This is a genomic window from Winogradskyella tangerina, from assembly GCF_003260205.1.
Classification (GTDB): domain Bacteria; phylum Bacteroidota; class Bacteroidia; order Flavobacteriales; family Flavobacteriaceae; genus Winogradskyella; species Winogradskyella tangerina.
On sequence record NZ_QERF01000002.1, the window covers coordinates 474,227 to 491,557 of the forward strand.

17 protein-coding genes are annotated in these 17,331 nt (G+C 34.7%); 6 read left to right on the forward strand and 11 right to left on the reverse strand.

What is annotated here, in order from left to right; genetic code table 11:
* Positions 1-49 precede the first annotated feature (49 nt).
* A complete protein-coding gene (locus DDY94_RS04860; RefSeq protein WP_111682914.1) occupies positions 50-1,342 on the reverse strand; it encodes an anthranilate synthase component I family protein in 1,293 nt (430 codons plus the stop codon).
* A gap of 145 nt (positions 1,343-1,487) precedes the next feature.
* On the opposite strand from DDY94_RS04860, the gene DDY94_RS04865 reads away from it, so the two are divergent.
* Positions 1,488-5,030 (forward strand): TraB/GumN family protein, encoded by a 3,543-nt coding sequence (locus DDY94_RS04865; protein ID WP_111682915.1) that lies wholly within the window; start codon positions 1,488-1,490, stop codon positions 5,028-5,030.
* Between the two features lie 39 nt (positions 5,031-5,069).
* Positions 5,070-6,425, forward strand: coding sequence for a DEAD/DEAH box helicase (locus DDY94_RS04870; RefSeq protein ID WP_111682916.1), 1,356 nt, complete (start codon positions 5,070-5,072; stop codon positions 6,423-6,425).
* Between the two features lie 89 nt (positions 6,426-6,514).
* On the opposite strand, the gene DDY94_RS04875 is transcribed toward DDY94_RS04870, so the two are convergent.
* The 5 genes from DDY94_RS04875 to DDY94_RS04890 form a co-directional block, all read right to left on the reverse strand.
* Complete coding sequence (locus DDY94_RS04875) at positions 6,515-7,348, reverse strand: mechanosensitive ion channel family protein (RefSeq protein WP_111682917.1); 834 nt, start codon at positions 7,346-7,348, stop codon at positions 6,515-6,517.
* Between the two features lie 30 nt (positions 7,349-7,378).
* Positions 7,379-7,552 carry a hypothetical protein gene (locus DDY94_RS16205; RefSeq protein WP_198658913.1) on the reverse strand — a complete coding sequence of 58 codons (174 nt, stop codon included), beginning with the start codon at positions 7,550-7,552 and terminating at the stop codon, positions 7,379-7,381.
* Positions 7,536-8,126, reverse strand: a complete 591-nt coding sequence (locus DDY94_RS04880) for an RNA polymerase sigma factor (RefSeq protein ID WP_111682918.1) — start codon at positions 8,124-8,126, stop codon at positions 7,536-7,538. Before DDY94_RS04880 ends, DDY94_RS16205 begins: the two co-directional genes overlap by 17 nt.
* Positions 8,127-8,212: 86 nt before the next feature.
* Positions 8,213-8,617: a DUF2721 domain-containing protein gene (locus DDY94_RS04885; RefSeq protein ID WP_111682919.1), complete on the reverse strand. Its 405-nt coding sequence runs from the start codon at positions 8,615-8,617 to the stop codon at positions 8,213-8,215.
* Positions 8,618-8,708: 91 nt separating this feature from the next.
* Complete coding sequence (locus DDY94_RS04890; RefSeq protein ID WP_111682920.1) at positions 8,709-9,107, reverse strand: hypothetical protein; 399 nt, start codon at positions 9,105-9,107, stop codon at positions 8,709-8,711.
* A 332-nt stretch (positions 9,108-9,439) separates the two neighbouring features.
* Between DDY94_RS04890 and DDY94_RS04895 the strand changes: the two genes are divergently transcribed.
* The 3 genes from DDY94_RS04895 (at position 9,440) to DDY94_RS04905 (ending at position 11,747) form a co-directional block, all read left to right on the forward strand.
* Entirely contained in the window at positions 9,440-10,363 is a 924-nt protein-coding gene (locus DDY94_RS04895) for a sensor histidine kinase (RefSeq protein WP_232817818.1), read from the forward strand.
* On the forward strand, positions 10,356-11,087 hold the full coding sequence (locus tag DDY94_RS04900) for a LytR/AlgR family response regulator transcription factor (RefSeq protein WP_111682922.1): 732 nt from the start codon (positions 10,356-10,358) through the stop codon (positions 11,085-11,087). The genes DDY94_RS04895 and DDY94_RS04900 overlap by 8 nt, the downstream gene beginning before the upstream one ends.
* Positions 11,088-11,156: 69 nt before the next feature.
* A complete protein-coding gene (locus tag DDY94_RS04905; RefSeq protein ID WP_111682923.1) occupies positions 11,157-11,747 on the forward strand; it encodes a hypothetical protein in 591 nt (196 codons plus the stop codon).
* A 102-nt stretch (positions 11,748-11,849) separates the two neighbouring features.
* On the opposite strand, the gene lpdA is transcribed toward DDY94_RS04905, so the two are convergent.
* The 5 genes from lpdA to DDY94_RS04930 form a co-directional block, all read right to left on the reverse strand.
* Entirely contained in the window at positions 11,850-13,250 is a 1,401-nt protein-coding gene (gene lpdA / locus DDY94_RS04910) for a dihydrolipoyl dehydrogenase (RefSeq protein ID WP_111682924.1), read from the reverse strand.
* A 4-nt stretch (positions 13,251-13,254) separates the two neighbouring features.
* Complete coding sequence (locus tag DDY94_RS04915) at positions 13,255-13,812, reverse strand: porin family protein (protein WP_111682925.1); 558 nt, start codon at positions 13,810-13,812, stop codon at positions 13,255-13,257.
* Positions 13,813-14,056: 244 nt separating this feature from the next.
* Positions 14,057-14,827: a LuxR C-terminal-related transcriptional regulator gene (locus DDY94_RS04920; RefSeq protein ID WP_111682926.1), complete on the reverse strand. Its 771-nt coding sequence runs from the start codon at positions 14,825-14,827 to the stop codon at positions 14,057-14,059.
* Between the two features lie 37 nt (positions 14,828-14,864).
* Positions 14,865-15,491: a CPBP family intramembrane glutamic endopeptidase gene (locus DDY94_RS04925; protein WP_111682927.1), complete on the reverse strand. Its 627-nt coding sequence runs from the start codon at positions 15,489-15,491 to the stop codon at positions 14,865-14,867.
* A 1-nt stretch (position 15,492) separates the two neighbouring features.
* Positions 15,493-15,948: an Lrp/AsnC family transcriptional regulator gene (locus tag DDY94_RS04930; RefSeq protein ID WP_111683050.1), complete on the reverse strand. Its 456-nt coding sequence runs from the start codon at positions 15,946-15,948 to the stop codon at positions 15,493-15,495.
* 163 nt (positions 15,949-16,111) lie between these two features.
* On the opposite strand from DDY94_RS04930, the gene DDY94_RS04935 reads away from it, so the two are divergent.
* Positions 16,112-17,326 carry an aminotransferase class I/II-fold pyridoxal phosphate-dependent enzyme gene (locus DDY94_RS04935; protein WP_111682928.1) on the forward strand — a complete coding sequence of 405 codons (1,215 nt, stop codon included), beginning with the start codon at positions 16,112-16,114 and terminating at the stop codon, positions 17,324-17,326.
* The last annotated feature ends 5 nt before the right edge of the window (positions 17,327-17,331 follow it).

Consider the following 17,331-nt stretch of genomic DNA (forward strand, 5'->3'; position numbering starts at 1 on the left):
ATTTGATGCACTAAGATAACAACTGAACATTGAAATTGTGGATCATCGATTAATTTTCCAAAACCTCGCGCATGGCTTTGGCCTTTATCAAACATTCTTCGTACTCCTTTAAAGGATCACTCTTTGCAGTGATGGCGCTACCAACCGAATAGGAAATATATGCATTTGAAGCGTTATAAATTATACTTCTAATGATTACATTAAAATCGAAATCACCGTCTGGAGTAAAATAACCAACAGAGCCTGAATAGAGGCCGCGTTTGGTTTCTTCGAGTTCCTCAATGATCTCCATGGCGGAAATTTTTGGAGCTCCGGTCATGCTTCCCATTGGAAAAGTGGTCTTTAAAATCTCGACTGGTTTGATACTATCAGAAACCCTAGATGAAATCGTTGAGATCATCTGATGCACTTGCAAGAACGAATAGACCTTACACAGTTCATCTACGTTCACACTTCCCTTTTCAGCAGTATGCGACAAGTCATTTCTAACCAGATCAACGATCATAATATTTTCGCTACGTTCCTTTTGGTCTTTTGAAAGTTGGTCAGCGAGTTTTTGATCTTCTGCAGGATCTAACGAACGCTTGGCTGTACCTTTTATAGGTTGTGATATGACACGATTGCCATCTTTTTTGATATAACGTTCTGGTGAAGCGGAAAGTAAATACGTTTCACCATGTTTTAAGTAAGTTGCAAATGGAGGCTTAGAAATGTCATTGAGTTTATTAAAGGTTTCAACTGTATTGATCGTACTATCCTCTGCATAACATTCCTGACAAAAATTGGCTTCGTAAATATCACCGCGTTGAATATGATTGAGCATCATATTTACTTTGTCAAAATATTCATCCTTATGAATTCTCAGTTTGATCTTAATCCCGTTACGTGAAGGTTCTGTTTTATGATGAGAAATCTGGTTGATATCCGATAAATCGGCTTCTATTTCATCATCCACGAACTTTAGATACCTAATTACAAGTGTATTTCCTTTAAAAAGAAATAATTTCTTAGGTTGGAAAAAATACAATTCAGGTAGATTAATTCCGTCGAAATTATTCGATTTTAGATCTTCAATACTATTTTTTAGATCGTATGTTAAATACCCAAAAATCCAATCTTTAGTTGTTTGCTGGTATTCATCTAAACGTTCAAAAGCCTCATGGTAATCCGTCTGAATACTAGTAAAGGCATCTACAGCTAATATAGCGTCATAGCTGTGTAATTTGTCTTTATGGTTATTCGAATCTAACCAAATAACATCGTCAAATTGCTGCGCCCAAAGCAGTAATTGCTTTTTGAAAACTTCAGGATTTGTTAAAGGATGCGTATGTGATGTTCTCAAACGGTCAATTTAGTTTTGCAAAAATAAAAAGAATACTTTGAACCTGTTCGGAAATAATTTCATCTCATATCAAAAAAACATTCCTATTTATTGAAACTCTTTGTATTAGCTTTCTATATTTATAGTTCTAAACTATTGCTATAAAATGATAAGCCCACTATTCAGAACCGTTAATCTAATTTACTTTTTTTGTTTTTCGATCTTTCTGTCCATAACCGTAAATGGCCAGACCGAAAATGAGTATCAACTTCTTTGGAAAATAGAAGGTCCATCTTCAGATGCACCTTCCTATTTATTTGGCACCATGCATATTGATGATGCTAGGGTATTTAATTTCAGTGATGCTGTACTTCCGGCTATAGAAAGTACAAAATACTTTGCCTTAGAAGTTAATCCTGATTCCCTCATGGTGGCCTTTGCGCGACAGAAGTACGATGTCTCTGCAAATGACTATTTCAAAGGACTGCTTTCGCCAGAGGATTACCTGCGGCTATCAGAGCGTTTTGAAGAAGTCAATGACATATCTCTTGAAGATTCGGGTATCATGAGTCCACAATTAGTCTTAACAATGCTTATCCCTGATTTTAATAAGGAAGACGACAAATCTACTTTTGTCGACATGTATCTTTTGGGACATGCACGAACTATGGACAAAGAAATTGTGGGTCTTGAAAATATAGATGAGCAAATAAGCTTCTTTGACCGTCAAGAAGATGAAAAGAAGATCAAGGAGGTTCGTTATAATTTGAACATGAGTCTTGATAGCATAAAGCAGGTGAAAGAAATTATGACCGAAATATATGCAACAGGAAACCTAAATAAGATCAAAGAATTTGTAGAACAAAATTATAGTGATGGCATTTATAGTGACATGACTTCTCGAAATAAACAAATGGCCAGTAGCATAATAAAATACATGAAGACGGGAAGCATTTTTGCTGGGGTTGGAGCAGCTCATCTCGTTGGAAATGATAATGTTATTGAATTACTACAAAATGAAGGTTATAAAGTTTCGGCAGTAGATGCAGAATTCACAGGTGTAGCCGACACCTACAAGATTGATCCTTCTAAGGGAGAATGGCATAGCTATATTGATAATGAGATGGGGTATTATGTAGAAATTCCAGCAAGGCCTAATTTAGAGGAGAATTCTGGCAAGTTTACCGTGCATGGTTATGGTGATACCTCTACAAATACTAATTATTTATTCATGGCAATTGATTTGGGATACGATCTGCATGAAGACGATCAGGATGCTTTATTGAATAAAATGATAGAAAATATAAATGAGAAGCGTTCAGGTGAAATCCTAGATCAAAAGCAGATCAAGTATCAAAATTATGCAGGTTACGATGTTACAGGCCGGCTGCCTGGTGACATTCTTATAAAATCGAAGTACATTGTTAAAAACAACCTATTCTATTATTTCTCTGCAGAAACATCGGCTGATCAAATTGACGAAGATTATATAAAACGATATTTAAATTCTATTGTTATTAATGGCGTTAAAAAGAAAAGTGACGATCTGGGCTGGCGCGAGTTTAAAAGTGAAGAAGGCGCATTTAGAATAGAAATTCCTGTAGAACCTCAGGACTTATCGAGAGAATATCCAAATCCTATCAATCCTGATGATGACCCTTATTTTCTCAATCTGTATTTGGCTACAAATACTAAAGAGAGAAACAACTATTTATTCCGGTATAACGACCAACCACTTGGTTATTACATGAACGAACCCGAGGCGGCATTCGACGAAATGAAAAATACCTTAACTCAGAAGTCAACTTTACTCTCTGAACCTAAGGTAATTTACCTCGAAGACATGGAAGGACGCGAATACGAATTAAGCCTAAATGACAAATACCACTCAGTGGCAAGAGTTTATTTTAGAGGTAATAGAACCTATCTCCTATTACAGCAAAAACTAGCTGTAAACGAAAAGATTAGTCCAGATGACCCTTTCTTTGACAGTTTCAAATTATTGCCATATGCCAAGCCCGAACTTAAAGACTATACTTCTTCTAATGAAAGCTTCAAGATCAAATGGTTTGAAAACACTACTGAAAGTGTCGATACTACCGGCTACGACAAAACACAAGTAGAAGATTCTAACGACTATACGTCCGTAAATCCTAAATCTGGTGGTGTATATCAATATGGTTATAGTAATATTAAAAAGTACTTCAGAATAAAATCTTATAAAGCCTTTTTAGAAGAATATAAAAAAGCAGATCTGGAGTATAATGACAGTATCGTAAAAGAACGTGTTTTTGCAGTTAAGGGAGATTCTGTTGTTCAGTTTTCTGTAAAAAATAAGAATTCATTTAACGTTAAATCGCAGACCATATCGCGCATTTGGCTTAACAACAATAGAATACAAATTGCACGTGCAATTGTGAGTGATGAAGAAGCCAATAGTGACCTTATTAATGAGGTTTTTAATTCCGTTAGAATGAGTCCTCCAGCAAATGATATTGATATTTTTAGTTCGAAGGCGAAACTCATCATCAAGGATCTTAAATCTAAAGATTCTTTAACATACCAATCGGCATTAGAGGCATTTAATTATTATGAATTTGATAAGGAGGAACTACCCTTATTGCACAACGTTTTAAAGTACAAATTTCCAAAGGAAAGAAATGAGTTGATAAAGGAAGCACTTATAGATGAGTTTGTTTATAGCGAAGATCCTTCGTCAATTAAGGTAATGGCAGAGTATTATAAAGAAGGTGATATTTCAGATGATCTCAAATCATCGATCTTGGTGGCCATCCCTCAGTTAAAGTCGTCCGATAACCTAGAGTTCTATAATCAATTATTGTTCAGCGATCCTCCAACTAACAGAGACGCTTACCACTATAGTTTACTCTCACCATTTCAGGATTCATTGCAGTACGCGGTTAACAATTTCGATAAGCTGATGGGCTTAATTCAGTACCCTCAATATCGAAAGGATATCTTAAATGTAGTTATGGATCTATGCAAGTCTGAGTTAGAGGTTGAGGATTTGGTGAAGGCCAACGAAAATGAAATTTTCAAATATTTAAAGAACGATTATGACACGTTTATTTTAGAAAATGAAAAAGATGTTGAAGTCGATTACATTTATGAAAGCGTCCTTTTTGCGTATTTAAAATTGATGAACTTTTATAAGAGTGACAACAAATCTTTTGATAGTATTTCAAAGGAGTTACTTCAATCAGAATCAAAGCGATGGATGAGACTTCAGGCTTTAACTGCACGACTATTTAATGGTTATAAAATACCTGAACAACAATTTAAAGAATTGATTGAAGACTACTATTTTAGGTTTGAAATTATTGAGGTCTATCACAGGCTGAATAAGTTGAAAGACGTAGATAAAAGATATTTAAAACCTGAAGAATTTGCGAAATTATCATTATACAATTACGCTGATCAGGATGATGAATTTCCAGATCAAATCGATGTCTTCAAAAAGATTGAAATGGATAATAAAGAATTTTATGTTGTAAAATTCAGCTATAACTCTGAAGAATCTGATGGTGACCGCAATACCTATCTTGGTGTTGTAGGACCAATAAATACGATTTCGCAGGAAAAACCAATTAAAATGTTTGATGCCATTTCATATTGGGATACATTTGACGACAATTGGAAAAGTAACGTCGACGAGCTTATTAGTGAACTGTTGGAATATGCAGATTAAATTTGTTCTATTAATGCCGTTACAACTAAAACCTTTAAAGTGACCTTTAACGATTTAAACCTAAACACTCCGCTTAAAAATGCTATTGAAGACTTAGGGTTTAAGGACCCTACTCCCATTCAGTCGGCAGCATTTAACGTTGTCGCCTCTGGCAAGGATGTGGTAGGTATTGCACAAACTGGAACGGGTAAAACCTACGCCTACATGCTACCTATTTTGCGCCACCTTAAGTATTCAAGGCAAGATAATCCTAGAGTTCTTATTCTAGTTCCAACACGCGAGTTGGTAGTTCAGGTTGTGGATGACATAGAAAAGCTTTCAAAATATATTAATAACAGAGTGCTTGGTGTTTATGGCGGAACGAATATTAACACGCAGAAGCAAGCCGTTGCACAGGGACAAGATATTATTGTTGCAACCCCAGGACGATTGTATGATCTGGCAGTTAGCCGAGTTTTGCAATTAAAATCTATTCAGAAATTAGTAATTGATGAAGTAGATGTTATGCTCGATCTCGGATTTAGACATCAGCTCATGAACATCTTCGATATTTTACCTGAGCGTCGACAGAATATTATGTTTTCGGCTACGATGACCCAGGATGTCGACGCATTGATCACAGATTTTTTCATTCGACCTGAAAAAATACAGATTGCAGTATCTGGAACGCCTTTAGAAAATATTCAACAAGAACGTTACGATGTTCCTAATTTTTACACAAAAGTAAATCTGCTAGAACAGCTTTTTAATGACCACGAAACATTTTCAAAAGTTCTCATTTTTGTTGCTCATAAAAAGATGGCCGATCGACTTTTTGATACACTCGAATCATTATTTCCGGGTGAATCTTGTGTAATTCATTCTAATAAGACCCAAAACTACAGGCTTCGAAGTATTGAGCAATTTAGAGCAGGCGAACATCGGTTATTGGTAGCAACGGATGTTATGGCAAGAGGATTGGATATTGAGGACATCACTCATGTGATCAATTTTGACACTCCAGATTATCCTGAAAATTACATGCACCGTATTGGTAGAACAGGAAGGGCAGAAAAGAAAGGACAAGCCATTCTATTTTCAACGGAGAAAGAGCAAGAAGGTCGGCAAAAGATTGAAGCGCTCATGCAATTTAAAATTGAATTGTTAGCACTTCCCGATTCTGTTGAGATATCCACTGAATTAATTGAAGAAGAACGCCCACAGATCAAGGAACGATATAACCCTATAAAACGTAAAAAAGACGATTTACCGGGACCTGCCTTTCATGAAAAAAAGGATAAGAACAAAAAAGAAAATCGAGGTGGTTCTTACCGCCGTGAAATATCAAAAAAATATAAAAAGCCTAAAACACGTGGCGATAAAAATTTCAACAAACGAAATAAAAAACGCAGATAAAAAAACCTCTTCAAAATGAAGAGGTTTTTTTTATTATTCAAGTACGGCAGGACCACATTTTATATTAAATAAAATCTATAACCCTAACCTTATAGTTGGTCCTGCATTTGTACTTGATTATCCATAAGATCAATTATTGGCACTAATACTCGACCTTTTGAGTTTTTCAAAATTATGGAGATACTCTTCACCTCATCGACCGTATATTCTTCTTCCTTAAAGATAATCTTTTGTCCGACTTCAAACATCTTTCTGGCATAAAAAGTATGCATCAATTTTGAGACTACTGCTCGTGCACCAAAGCCAAAAGCTATAGCGAAGGCTAATAAAAAGGCAGCCATAATCATGGTGAGGTTACTTGTAATGATTGTGGTATCAATCCCTGCTTGATTTAAGGCCGTAATTGAAATGAAAATCAATATTAAAAAGAACACCACTTGGCTTATGATCTTTCCGCCAGATAAATCCATTGATTCAAAAAACGACTTCAAACCTTTCTTTACAAAATTAGCAAATAGCAGACCTAAGGTAAAAATGATCAAGGCTGCGAATAGCTGCGGTAAATAGGCAAGTAATTCACTGATTTGATTAGAAATTATCTCTAACCCAATGATGTCCGATACCATAATAATTAGGACAATGTACATTACCCATTTCACAAAGCTTGAAACTACTTTTATAGTATCAAAATTGAGTTTTTTGCCTTCTACTAATTCAATTTCATTAAGCTTATCATCTAATTTGTCGGCCTTTGCAAGTCTTAAGGCTTTTTTAATAATCTTAACTAATAGTTTTGTAAACAGCCATCCGACGACTAAAACAATAAGTGCTCCAATTATATTTGGGAATATTTTGGTTATTTCGAGCCACATTGAGGTTAATGATTGCATGGCTACATCCTTAAATTCTGTTACTTTTTCCATACTTAAATTTAATGTTAGGATTACTAAGTATTACTTTTCTCTGTTTCGACTTACTGTATCAATAATGTAGCCGAGATTATACGAAAACAGCTCAGCTAATTCCATCAGTAGCTTGGCCATCGCAATATCGTGCATGACTTTACCTTTCAGTTCTGGTGGAACTTCTTTTAATGGCTGATTTATTTGCTTAAATGGATTCTCCATCTTTCGTATATAGATTATTGTACTTATGTACAAGTTTTTCTTTTGCTCTTTTTAGGCGCATTTTAACTGCGCTCTCACCAATATCTAAAGCATCTGACAATTCCTTAATTGATAAATTGTCTTGGTACTTTAGTAATAAGATCATTTTTTCATCGGGTGAAATTAATTCCATCACTCGTTTTAATTGCTCTACTCTCATACTCTCGAACTCACGAGTAGAATCGACATCTTCACCAATATTTTCAATCGAATCTGAACTTACAGATTGCTTTTCAATCTTTTTAGCGGTGTTTCTGGTAACGTAATTTACACAATGATTATAGGTAAATGCATATAACCACGTTGAAAATTTAGACTTCCCTTTAAAACTTGCCAACTTTACGAACACCCTAAGAAAAACATCTTGAGTTAAATCTTTGGCTTCGTCAACACCATTGGCAAATCCGTAACATTTGTTGTAAACCATTGACGCATAACGGTCATAGAGCACCTCAAACAACAATGTGTCGTTTGTTTTTACGATGGCCTCTACAAGCGCTTCATCGGTTAGGCTATGAACTGCGTCTGTTGTCAAATTGGTTGTTAGTTATTTTTAACTTGGTTAGTTATTAGTTTAAGACCCAAATATGGCATTAAGGTCACTAATTTTTCAAAAAAATCCTACTTTTTTAAATAATCTTCCATATCATCTAAATGATGTCCTAAGGCCTGCGTTGAAATCTGAATCTCTCTAATTAAAAATGCTAGGGATAAAATGAGGAGTAATAGGGCAATTCCAAAGATCCATACTGCCATGGTATGTTGGTCAATATAAATTAAAAACATGGTTAGAACACACAACAAAAGACTTGAAATACCGAAAATCTGCATCCATCTCGTTAAATTTAGTCGCAGCTTCAGATTATCAATTTGTCGTTTTAAAGAGGTTTCTCTTTTTTCACGATACTTCTCACTTAAGTTTCTAATTACCGCTGCATAGGCTAAGAAACGATTCGTGTAAGCGAGCATAATTAGAGAAATTGCCGAGAATAGAAGTGCCGGTGTTGTGAGTGTTAATTCTTCCATTATTGAATTTTTACAAAATTACAGAATTTAATTTCCAGACATAAAAAAAGCGAACTCTTTTAAGTTCGCTTCAATATTGTTGTTGACACTCTTAATTCGCAATATCAGGTTTTAAACTCCATTTATATCCTAAAATACCTAAACGAGCTACTGTAAATGAAAAAAGACCAAAAGTGATCGTTAGTAAGGACAGTTTCAAGCCGCCTGAAAACAATTCTGGACTCACATTGCCCAAAGCTTCTACCATATCAAATAACTGGATAATTCCCATTACAGAAGCAAGGCACCCAATTACTAGAGCTATTAAACTCGATTCTGCCGCAAGGCCGATCATTTTTTTCGATTTGTGCCCGTTTTTAGATTTATTAATAAAAGCCATAACTACAAAGAATATGGATAATAAAAAGGCAATCAAAATGATGTACATGGCTGGCCCTCCTTCGTTGAGACGATCTGAAAACTGATTTGTGCTGATAATAATTCTAATCATAATTTAAATGTAATGTTTAATATGATAAATGTAGTTGATAAGCTTACCTGAAATAATAAAATGCGACCAATAACAAATTCTGTTAGGGATTTAGCACAATTGTTAAATCGGGTCTCAATTTGGTTATCCGTCTCAAAAAAACAGGAAACAATTAAATTTAAAGTATTATTGTAAAATTATCATCTTTTGCATTGAATAATATTTTGAGACGTAGATTAAAGCAAGTAATTCAGCATGTAGTTCTATGGCTTGTAGTACTCTTATTCTACACTACTGTTTTTGATGTCGGTAATTCTCTCTTTAGTAGCACTCTTTATTTTTCACTTTTTTTGATGCCAGTAACCATTGGCACTACCTACATTTCGATCTATAAATTGATACCCGATTACTTAGTGAAAAAACGTTATTTACGATTTTCAATATATGCAGTTTACACCTTAATCATTTCTGTGTTTGCAATTTGCCTGTCTATTTTTTTTGGATTAGCTTATCTCAGTGACTTTCAGCTTAATACTGTAAATACTATTGGAAGAAGTGCTCTTTTTATTATGACATGTATTTATCTAGTTGTAATTATAGTAAGTGCACTTAAACTTTTCAACATCAACATATTACAATCAAAAAATAATGCATTGTTAGAGTCAAAATTTTTGGCTACCAAACTCAAACTAAAAGAACAAGAATTGAAATATTTAAAAATGCAGATTCATCCACATTTCTTGTTCAATACATTAAATACAATGTATGGGTTTGCATTACAAAAGGCTGAAGAAACGCCAGAAATGATCTTAAAACTTTCAAATCTTTTAGATTATTTGCTTTATCAGGCCGATAAACCAACGGTAAACATCATGGAGGAAGTAAATCATATAGAAGACTATATAAGTTTAGAGCAGCTTCGATTTAATGAAACCTTAGATGTTAATTTTTCAAGAGAAATACGCACAAATACGACAGAAATAGCACCTATGTTATTTATTCCATTTGTTGAAAACAGCTTTAAACACGGTACGCTTCAAAATGGCATATTAAAGATCAATATCAGTATTTTATCTGATTCAAATTACATTCACTTTAAAATATCTAATTCACAAATAAAACATTCAGAAAACACCTCAGGAATTGGATTAGAAAACATAAAGAAAAGATTAGAATTAATCTATCCGAATCAGTATGAGCTCAATATTACAAATAATGATGATCGTTTTAGCGTAGATTTCAAATTAAACATTAAGCAAGCGTTAGCCAATGAATAAATCTATCTCATGCATTATTGTTGACGATGAAGCCATGGCAAGAAATATTATCGCTTCACATCTGTCGAAGATTAAAAGTGTAAACGTAGTGGCCTTATGCAAGAATGCAATTGAGGCGTTTAATACCATTAGCAATACAAAAATTGATTTGGTGTTCTTAGATATTAACATGCCCGAGATTTCAGGTATTGCATTTGCTAAATCAATCAATAAGGACATAAAAATAATCTTCACTACGGCCTACAGAGATTATGCTGTTGATGGGTTCGATCTACAGGCACTCGACTATTTACTCAAACCAATTTCTTTTGAACGTCTATTAAAAGCAGTTAATCGCTACTATGATGCCAGTGCACAGATTGAATCTAACACCAAAGAATTGCAAGAACAGAATGACTTTATTTTTGTCCGTTCTAACCGTCGAATGCTGAAAGTAGAATTCAATAGTATTTTATATATAGAAAGCTACAGTGATTATATTAAAATTCATACCGAAACCCATCATTCATCACCAAAAATTGAAAGCATTGTTACCAGAGAAACCATCAGTGCCATTGAGGCAAAACTACCTCAAAATCAGTTTATAAGAATACATCGATCATTTATAGTGAAAATTTCAAAAATTGAGTCGTATAACAATGAAGATGTTACTGTTAATCGAAAAGCCCTACCCATTAGTCGAAGTTATAAGAAAGAAGTTTTAAATCAGCTAAAAAATTTCTAACTTGAAGTCAATAATGAACCAAATCTATCGTTATTATAGTCTCTGACTATTGATAACATTAACCGCTTAATGAAGGATTATCTACATCATACTATTCCTAATCTCAAGCCTTTCGATTTTGAGCGTCATCATGATTCACATTTCATAAATCAGAAGTGGGTATTAGTTAACGGTATTTCTGAAAAGAAAGCGGTCTATACGTTTAGAGACGATAATATACTGGAGATCCAAAGAAAAGATGCGAAGATTAAAACATCCTGGACTCTAAACATTCACAACATTTTTACTATTGAAACTGAAGATGGTATCATAACCGTGAAAGCTTATTTTAAAGATGACGATATTTTGGTTTTAAACCATCAAGACAAGCAAGAATTTGCCCTCTATATTAATACGACGCATTATGAAGAGGATGTAAACTCAGTTGAGGATGTACAGTCCTTTCTAAAAGAAAAATATAAGAAGAAGGTAAGTAATGTTATTTACGAGCATGAGTTCTATTATATTTCAGAATCTGAAGAATATGGCCCAAATACGGTTGAAGAATTAACTGATTTGGTTAAAAATGAAGACATCAGTGCCTATTGCTTTGTGCGCGATGTTAACGAAGACGACTATTCTAAGCGCTTACGCATTGTAGATCTTATGCAAGAACTATAGGATCTTTTCTCTTACAAGAAATCAATTTCACGAACGTTCGATAATAAAAAAAGCGAGCCTTTTAATAAAGATTCGCTTTTCAACTATTAAATAACATTAATGCTAAACATGCAACGGTCTGTTATCTGTAGCAGCCAGAGCCGCTTCTTTTACTGCTTCAGCAAAAGTTGGATGCGCATGAGAATATCTTGAAATATCTTCAGCAGACGCCCTAAATTCCATCGCAGTTACTGCTTCGGCAATAAGATCTGCGCAGCGTGCACCTATCATATGAACACCTAAAACTTCATCTGTAGTTTTATCTGCCAATATCTTTACAAATCCATCAATATCTCCACTAGCTCTAGCTCTACCTAAAGCTCTAAACGGAAACTGACCTACTTTATATTCAACATTATCGGCTTTTAATTCCTCTTCTGTCTTACCTACTGCGGCAACTTCTGGCCAAGTATATACGACGCCAGGAATCAAATTATAGTCGATATGTGGTTTTTGCCCTGCAAGGGTTTCTGCAACAAACACACCTTCTTCCTCAGCCTTGTGCGCTAACATAGCGCCTTTAACCACATCACCAATGGCATAGATATTAGGCACATTCGTTTGTAAATGCTCATTGACGTCAACCTGTCCACGGTCATTGATCTTAACTCCCGCAGCTTCAGCATTCAACCCATCTGTATAAGGTCTACGACCAACAGAGACTAAACAATAATCCCCTTTGAATTCTACAACCTCACCTTTTTTGTTTTCTGCTTTCACAATGACTTCATCACCTTTTCGCTCAACAGATTGTACTTTGTGCGACATCATCATTTTGCATTTTGCTTTTTTGAAGACCTTGTTCAACTCTTTAGACAAACCAGCATCCATGGTTGGAATAATACGGTCCATATATTCGATAACGGTCACCTCAGCGCCTAATCTGCGATACACCTGACCTAATTCTAAACCAATTACACCACCACCAATAATGATTAAGTGCTTCGGTACTTCTTTGAGTTTTAATGCTTCTGTTGATGTAATAACACGTTCCTTATCCAGGGTAATAAAAGGCAAGTTAGAAGGTTTCGAACCTGTAGCAATTATGATATTTTTTGCTTCAATTTCACCAGCATCTTTACCTTCAATAGTGATATGAGTAGCATCCTTAAATGACCCCAATCCTTCATATACATCGATGTTATTCTTCTTCATTAAGAAATCTATTCCACCCGTCGTTTGATCAACAACCGCTTGCTTTCTAGCAATCATCTTTTCAAGATTTACTTTGATTTCGCCTGGAATTTCTATACCGTGTTCTTCAAAATGCTTCGTAGCCTCTTCATAATGATGGGAAGAACTTAATAAAGCCTTACTTGGAATACAGCCTACGTTTAAGCAGGTTCCACCGAGTGTAGAATATTTTTCAATAATTGCTGTTTTCATTCCTAATTGTGCACAGCGAATAGCTGCTACATAACCACCAGGACCAGAACCTATTACTGCTACATCGTATGAATTCATATGTTTATTTTATTTTAAATTGAAATGCTAATTGAAATGCTCTATTTTGATTTTTAGTATCTGCCGCTGTCACATCTGTTAAGCCAAAATAATAGCGCAATGACGCACCAACCTTATCTGAAATAGCATAACTAAAGCCCGCATTTACTCCAAAATCTCTATCAAAAAAATCAGTCTTTACATCGGCCATTGAGCCTGTGCCATTTTTAGCCGTAACCAATAACCCAACTTGAGGCCCAGCGTCTAAACTGAATTTCTTCGATATAAAATATTTTACCATGACAGGCAGAATAACATAATTCAATCTTACACTCCTTTCATCACCTTCGCTTAACTCAAAACCATAAACCGAAAAGAGTAGTTCTGGCTGAACCTTCACATCCTTAGTCAATTCGATCTCCATAAAAAATCCAGCTTGGAAATTTATTAAAGATGAGAGGTCATCAGTACCATCACCAGCTAAATTAGAAAGGTTTCCTCCTAGTTTTATGCCAAAAGGATGCTGTTGCCCCTGTACAGTTAAACCAATGCAAAATATAAGAATTGAAATAATTCTAATCATAATACAAAATGAAATACAAAATTACGACTTAGATTAAAGATAAGCCAATGAAGCGTTACGTTTTTTGAACCGATCTGAAGAATTTAATAGTAGCTAGGTACAAAAAAGTGCCAACTCAAAAACCAAAAGTTTTTATAGAAGGCACTTTAGATAATAATTCCCTAAGAATTTGACTAATAGCAATGTAAAATTGCCATAAATTACTTACATACACAATACTCAAATTGAGTAAATTCAGAGGAGCTTAAATTAAATTCTTATTGATCTTTAGCATACCTATAAGCTCTCCTGTCGAAGATATGTTTAATTTTTTCAGGATATTTCTTCGATGGGTATCGACCGTATGTGGACTGATATTCAGCTTTTCAGAGATTTCTTTACTGCTATAATTGAGTACTAATAATCTAATGACATCGCGTTCGCGATTACTTATTCCATCGCTCAAAAGTTTCTGTGAGAAATTGTTGAAATATACCGTCTCATATTCATCATTATCATTTAATAGTTTTGCCGAGGCCGATATATCCATTTTTAGATCAGGGTGTAAGACCGTATAGTGTGCTAATCCAATTATTGGTTTTCCAAGGCTGTCAAACGCTAATGGTGTAGTATTCTGAACAATATTTACAAAGGTGTCATCTGCATTTTTAAACCTGTAATTCCAAGTATAGTTGGCTTTATTCCGGTCTTCTTCTTTAATGTTACCTAGTGTAAATTCCATCAAATGGTTCAGTGCTGTGAGCCATTTCTCGAGATCTTCAGGGTGAATACGGCTCCAGAAATAGCGCATTCCTTGTGATTCTAGTAATTCAGAATCAAGGCCTATGCACGCTTTAAAATTTTTGCTTACATATTCAAACTCCAAGGTCTGAGTGTTGGTAATGCAAAAAAATGTAGAACTGTACGGAAGGTAATTGTCAAGGTCAATAATACGATTGATGTGGGTTTTTAAGGAAGGTTTGTCGTAAGATTTAAATATAGATTTATATAAATCTTTAACCTGATTGTAAGTCATAGCAAAATTTTCTTATTGCTAAGTTAAGGATTAATACTTAACTCGGAAAACCGAGCATCTCCCCCATTCCTACTGTAAATAACCAACAGCCATAAACAGCATGTTCTATGGAAACTAAAAGCGTAGACTTCGTTTTTTTGAAGGTTAACGCAAATAAAATTCCGCCCGCAAAAGTTAAAATCATCACTAAGGTATTCTTAAAGAAAATATGAGCTAATGAAAATATAGCGGCGTTGACTATTACAAATAAAGCATGACTTCTAAATAGCGACTCATAGCGTTGAAAAAAGAATGTTCTGTAGATCAACTCTTGTGGATAAACCGAGAAAAACGAATAGATGATTAGAATGATCACCCATAATTGTGGTTTTGTTTTAATTACGATAAATAAGTTTTCGTAATCCGCATAATACATATAGGCTATAGTAATTGCAGCAATAGCAATAAACTTGAGCGCTGTACGTCTCCAAAACTGTGTCCAATTAATATGCTCCCTTAGTTTGAATTTATTATGCTCAACCTTAAGTAAAACATAAACAACATAGGCAAAACCGATGACGCCAATCGCGAGTTTTATCCAAACTGGAAAAGTTAGTGCAAAGCTTACTGGAATTACAATGAAAATGACAAAGAACTCAAAAAGTCTATATCTAATACTTTGCATATTATAAGGTAATTGCCGTTGTGCATTTAACTTCACTGATCATAAACATACTATGTGTACTACCAATGTGATCAATTTTTGTGAGTTTCTTAACCATAAACTCTCTAAACGCTTCCATATCTTCAACAAGTACTTTTAATAGGTAATCATAATCGCCACTGATATGGTAACATTCTAAAACTTCATCCAAGTTACGAACTTCTCGTTCAAATTTCATAACATAATCTTGAGAATGTTGTACCAATTTAACATGGCAAAAAGCAGCAAACGACTTATCTACTTTCTTTTTATCTAAGATGGCTACATAGTTACTTATTATTCCATTATTTTCTAACTTTCTAATGCGTTCATAAACTGCAGTAACAGACAACCCTAAGGCATTTGAAAGCGCTTTATTGGTTTGTTTACAATCCTTCTGAAGTAATTTTAATAGCTCTTTATCAATTTGATCTAGCATGAGCATTTATAAATTTTCGGTTCTTAGTATTCCATTGTCTAATATATAGATTATTTTTCTATTATTTATGTAATCTATAGTTTTATTTTCTTCAAATACAATTCTATATTGATTTTATGTCTATTATTTCTGAAATTTGTAATACATCTAAAATACATGTATCATGAAGTTTAAACCGGCTAACAGCATTCAGGATTTACAATATTTCGGAGAATTCGGAGGTGTGAATCCATCGATCTCAGATTCATCAACCTATACGTTCTTATCGGCTAAAACTATGTTCGATACCTTTGAAGGTAATGCCGACGGATGTTATTTATACTCCCGTCATTCCTCACCTTCAAACTTATATTTAGGAGAAGCCTTAGCAGCTATGGAAGATACTGAAACGGCAACCGTAACGGCATCCGGAATGGGTGCAATTACCCCAGTTTTATTGCAGCTTTGCGCAGCTGGCGAGCATATTGTGAGCAGCAGAACAATCTACGGAGGTACTTATGCCTTTTTGAAAAACTTCGCGCCAAGATTAGGCATAGAAACATCTTTTGTTGATATCACTAAGTTGGAAACTGTAGAAGCTGCCATCACATCAAAAACCAGAGTTTTATATTGCGAATCGGTAAGCAATCCATTACTAGAAGTAGCCGATATCAAAGGTTTAGCTAATCTCGCTAAGAAGCACAACCTAAAACTTGTTGTAGATAATACCTTTTCTCCACTATCGATTTCACCTGCCAAGTTGGGTGCAGATGTTGTTATTCATAGTTTAACAAAATTTATAAATGGATCTTCAGATACAGTAGGTGGTGTTGTTTGTGGCTCACAAGAACTAATAGACCAATTACGAAATGTCAACGATGGTGCGGCTATGCTACTAGGTTCTACTATGGATAGTCTTCGTTCTGCTTCAGTGCTAAAAAATCTTAGAACCCTACATATAAGAATGCAACAACACAGTGATAATGCCATGTATTTAGCAAATCAGTTTGAAAATGATGGACTTAAAACCGTATATCCTGGTTTAACTTCGCATCCTTCTCATGAACTATTCAAATCTATGATGAATGACAAGTATGGATTTGGTGGTATGATGACCATCGATGTGGGTTCTTTAGAAAAAGCTAATGAACTAATGGAACTCATGCAAGAACGCAACTTGGGCTATCTGGCGGTGAGTTTAGGATTCTATAAAACTTTATTTAGTGCACCCGGCAGTTCTACTTCATCTGAAATTCCGGAAGAGGAACAAATGGAAATGGGATTGAGCGATGGCCTCATTCGGTTTTCTATTGGATTAGATGCTGATATAGAACGCACCTATAACATGATGAAAGACTGCATGATTGAATTGAATATTCTTGAATCTACTTTGGTCTAATCCTT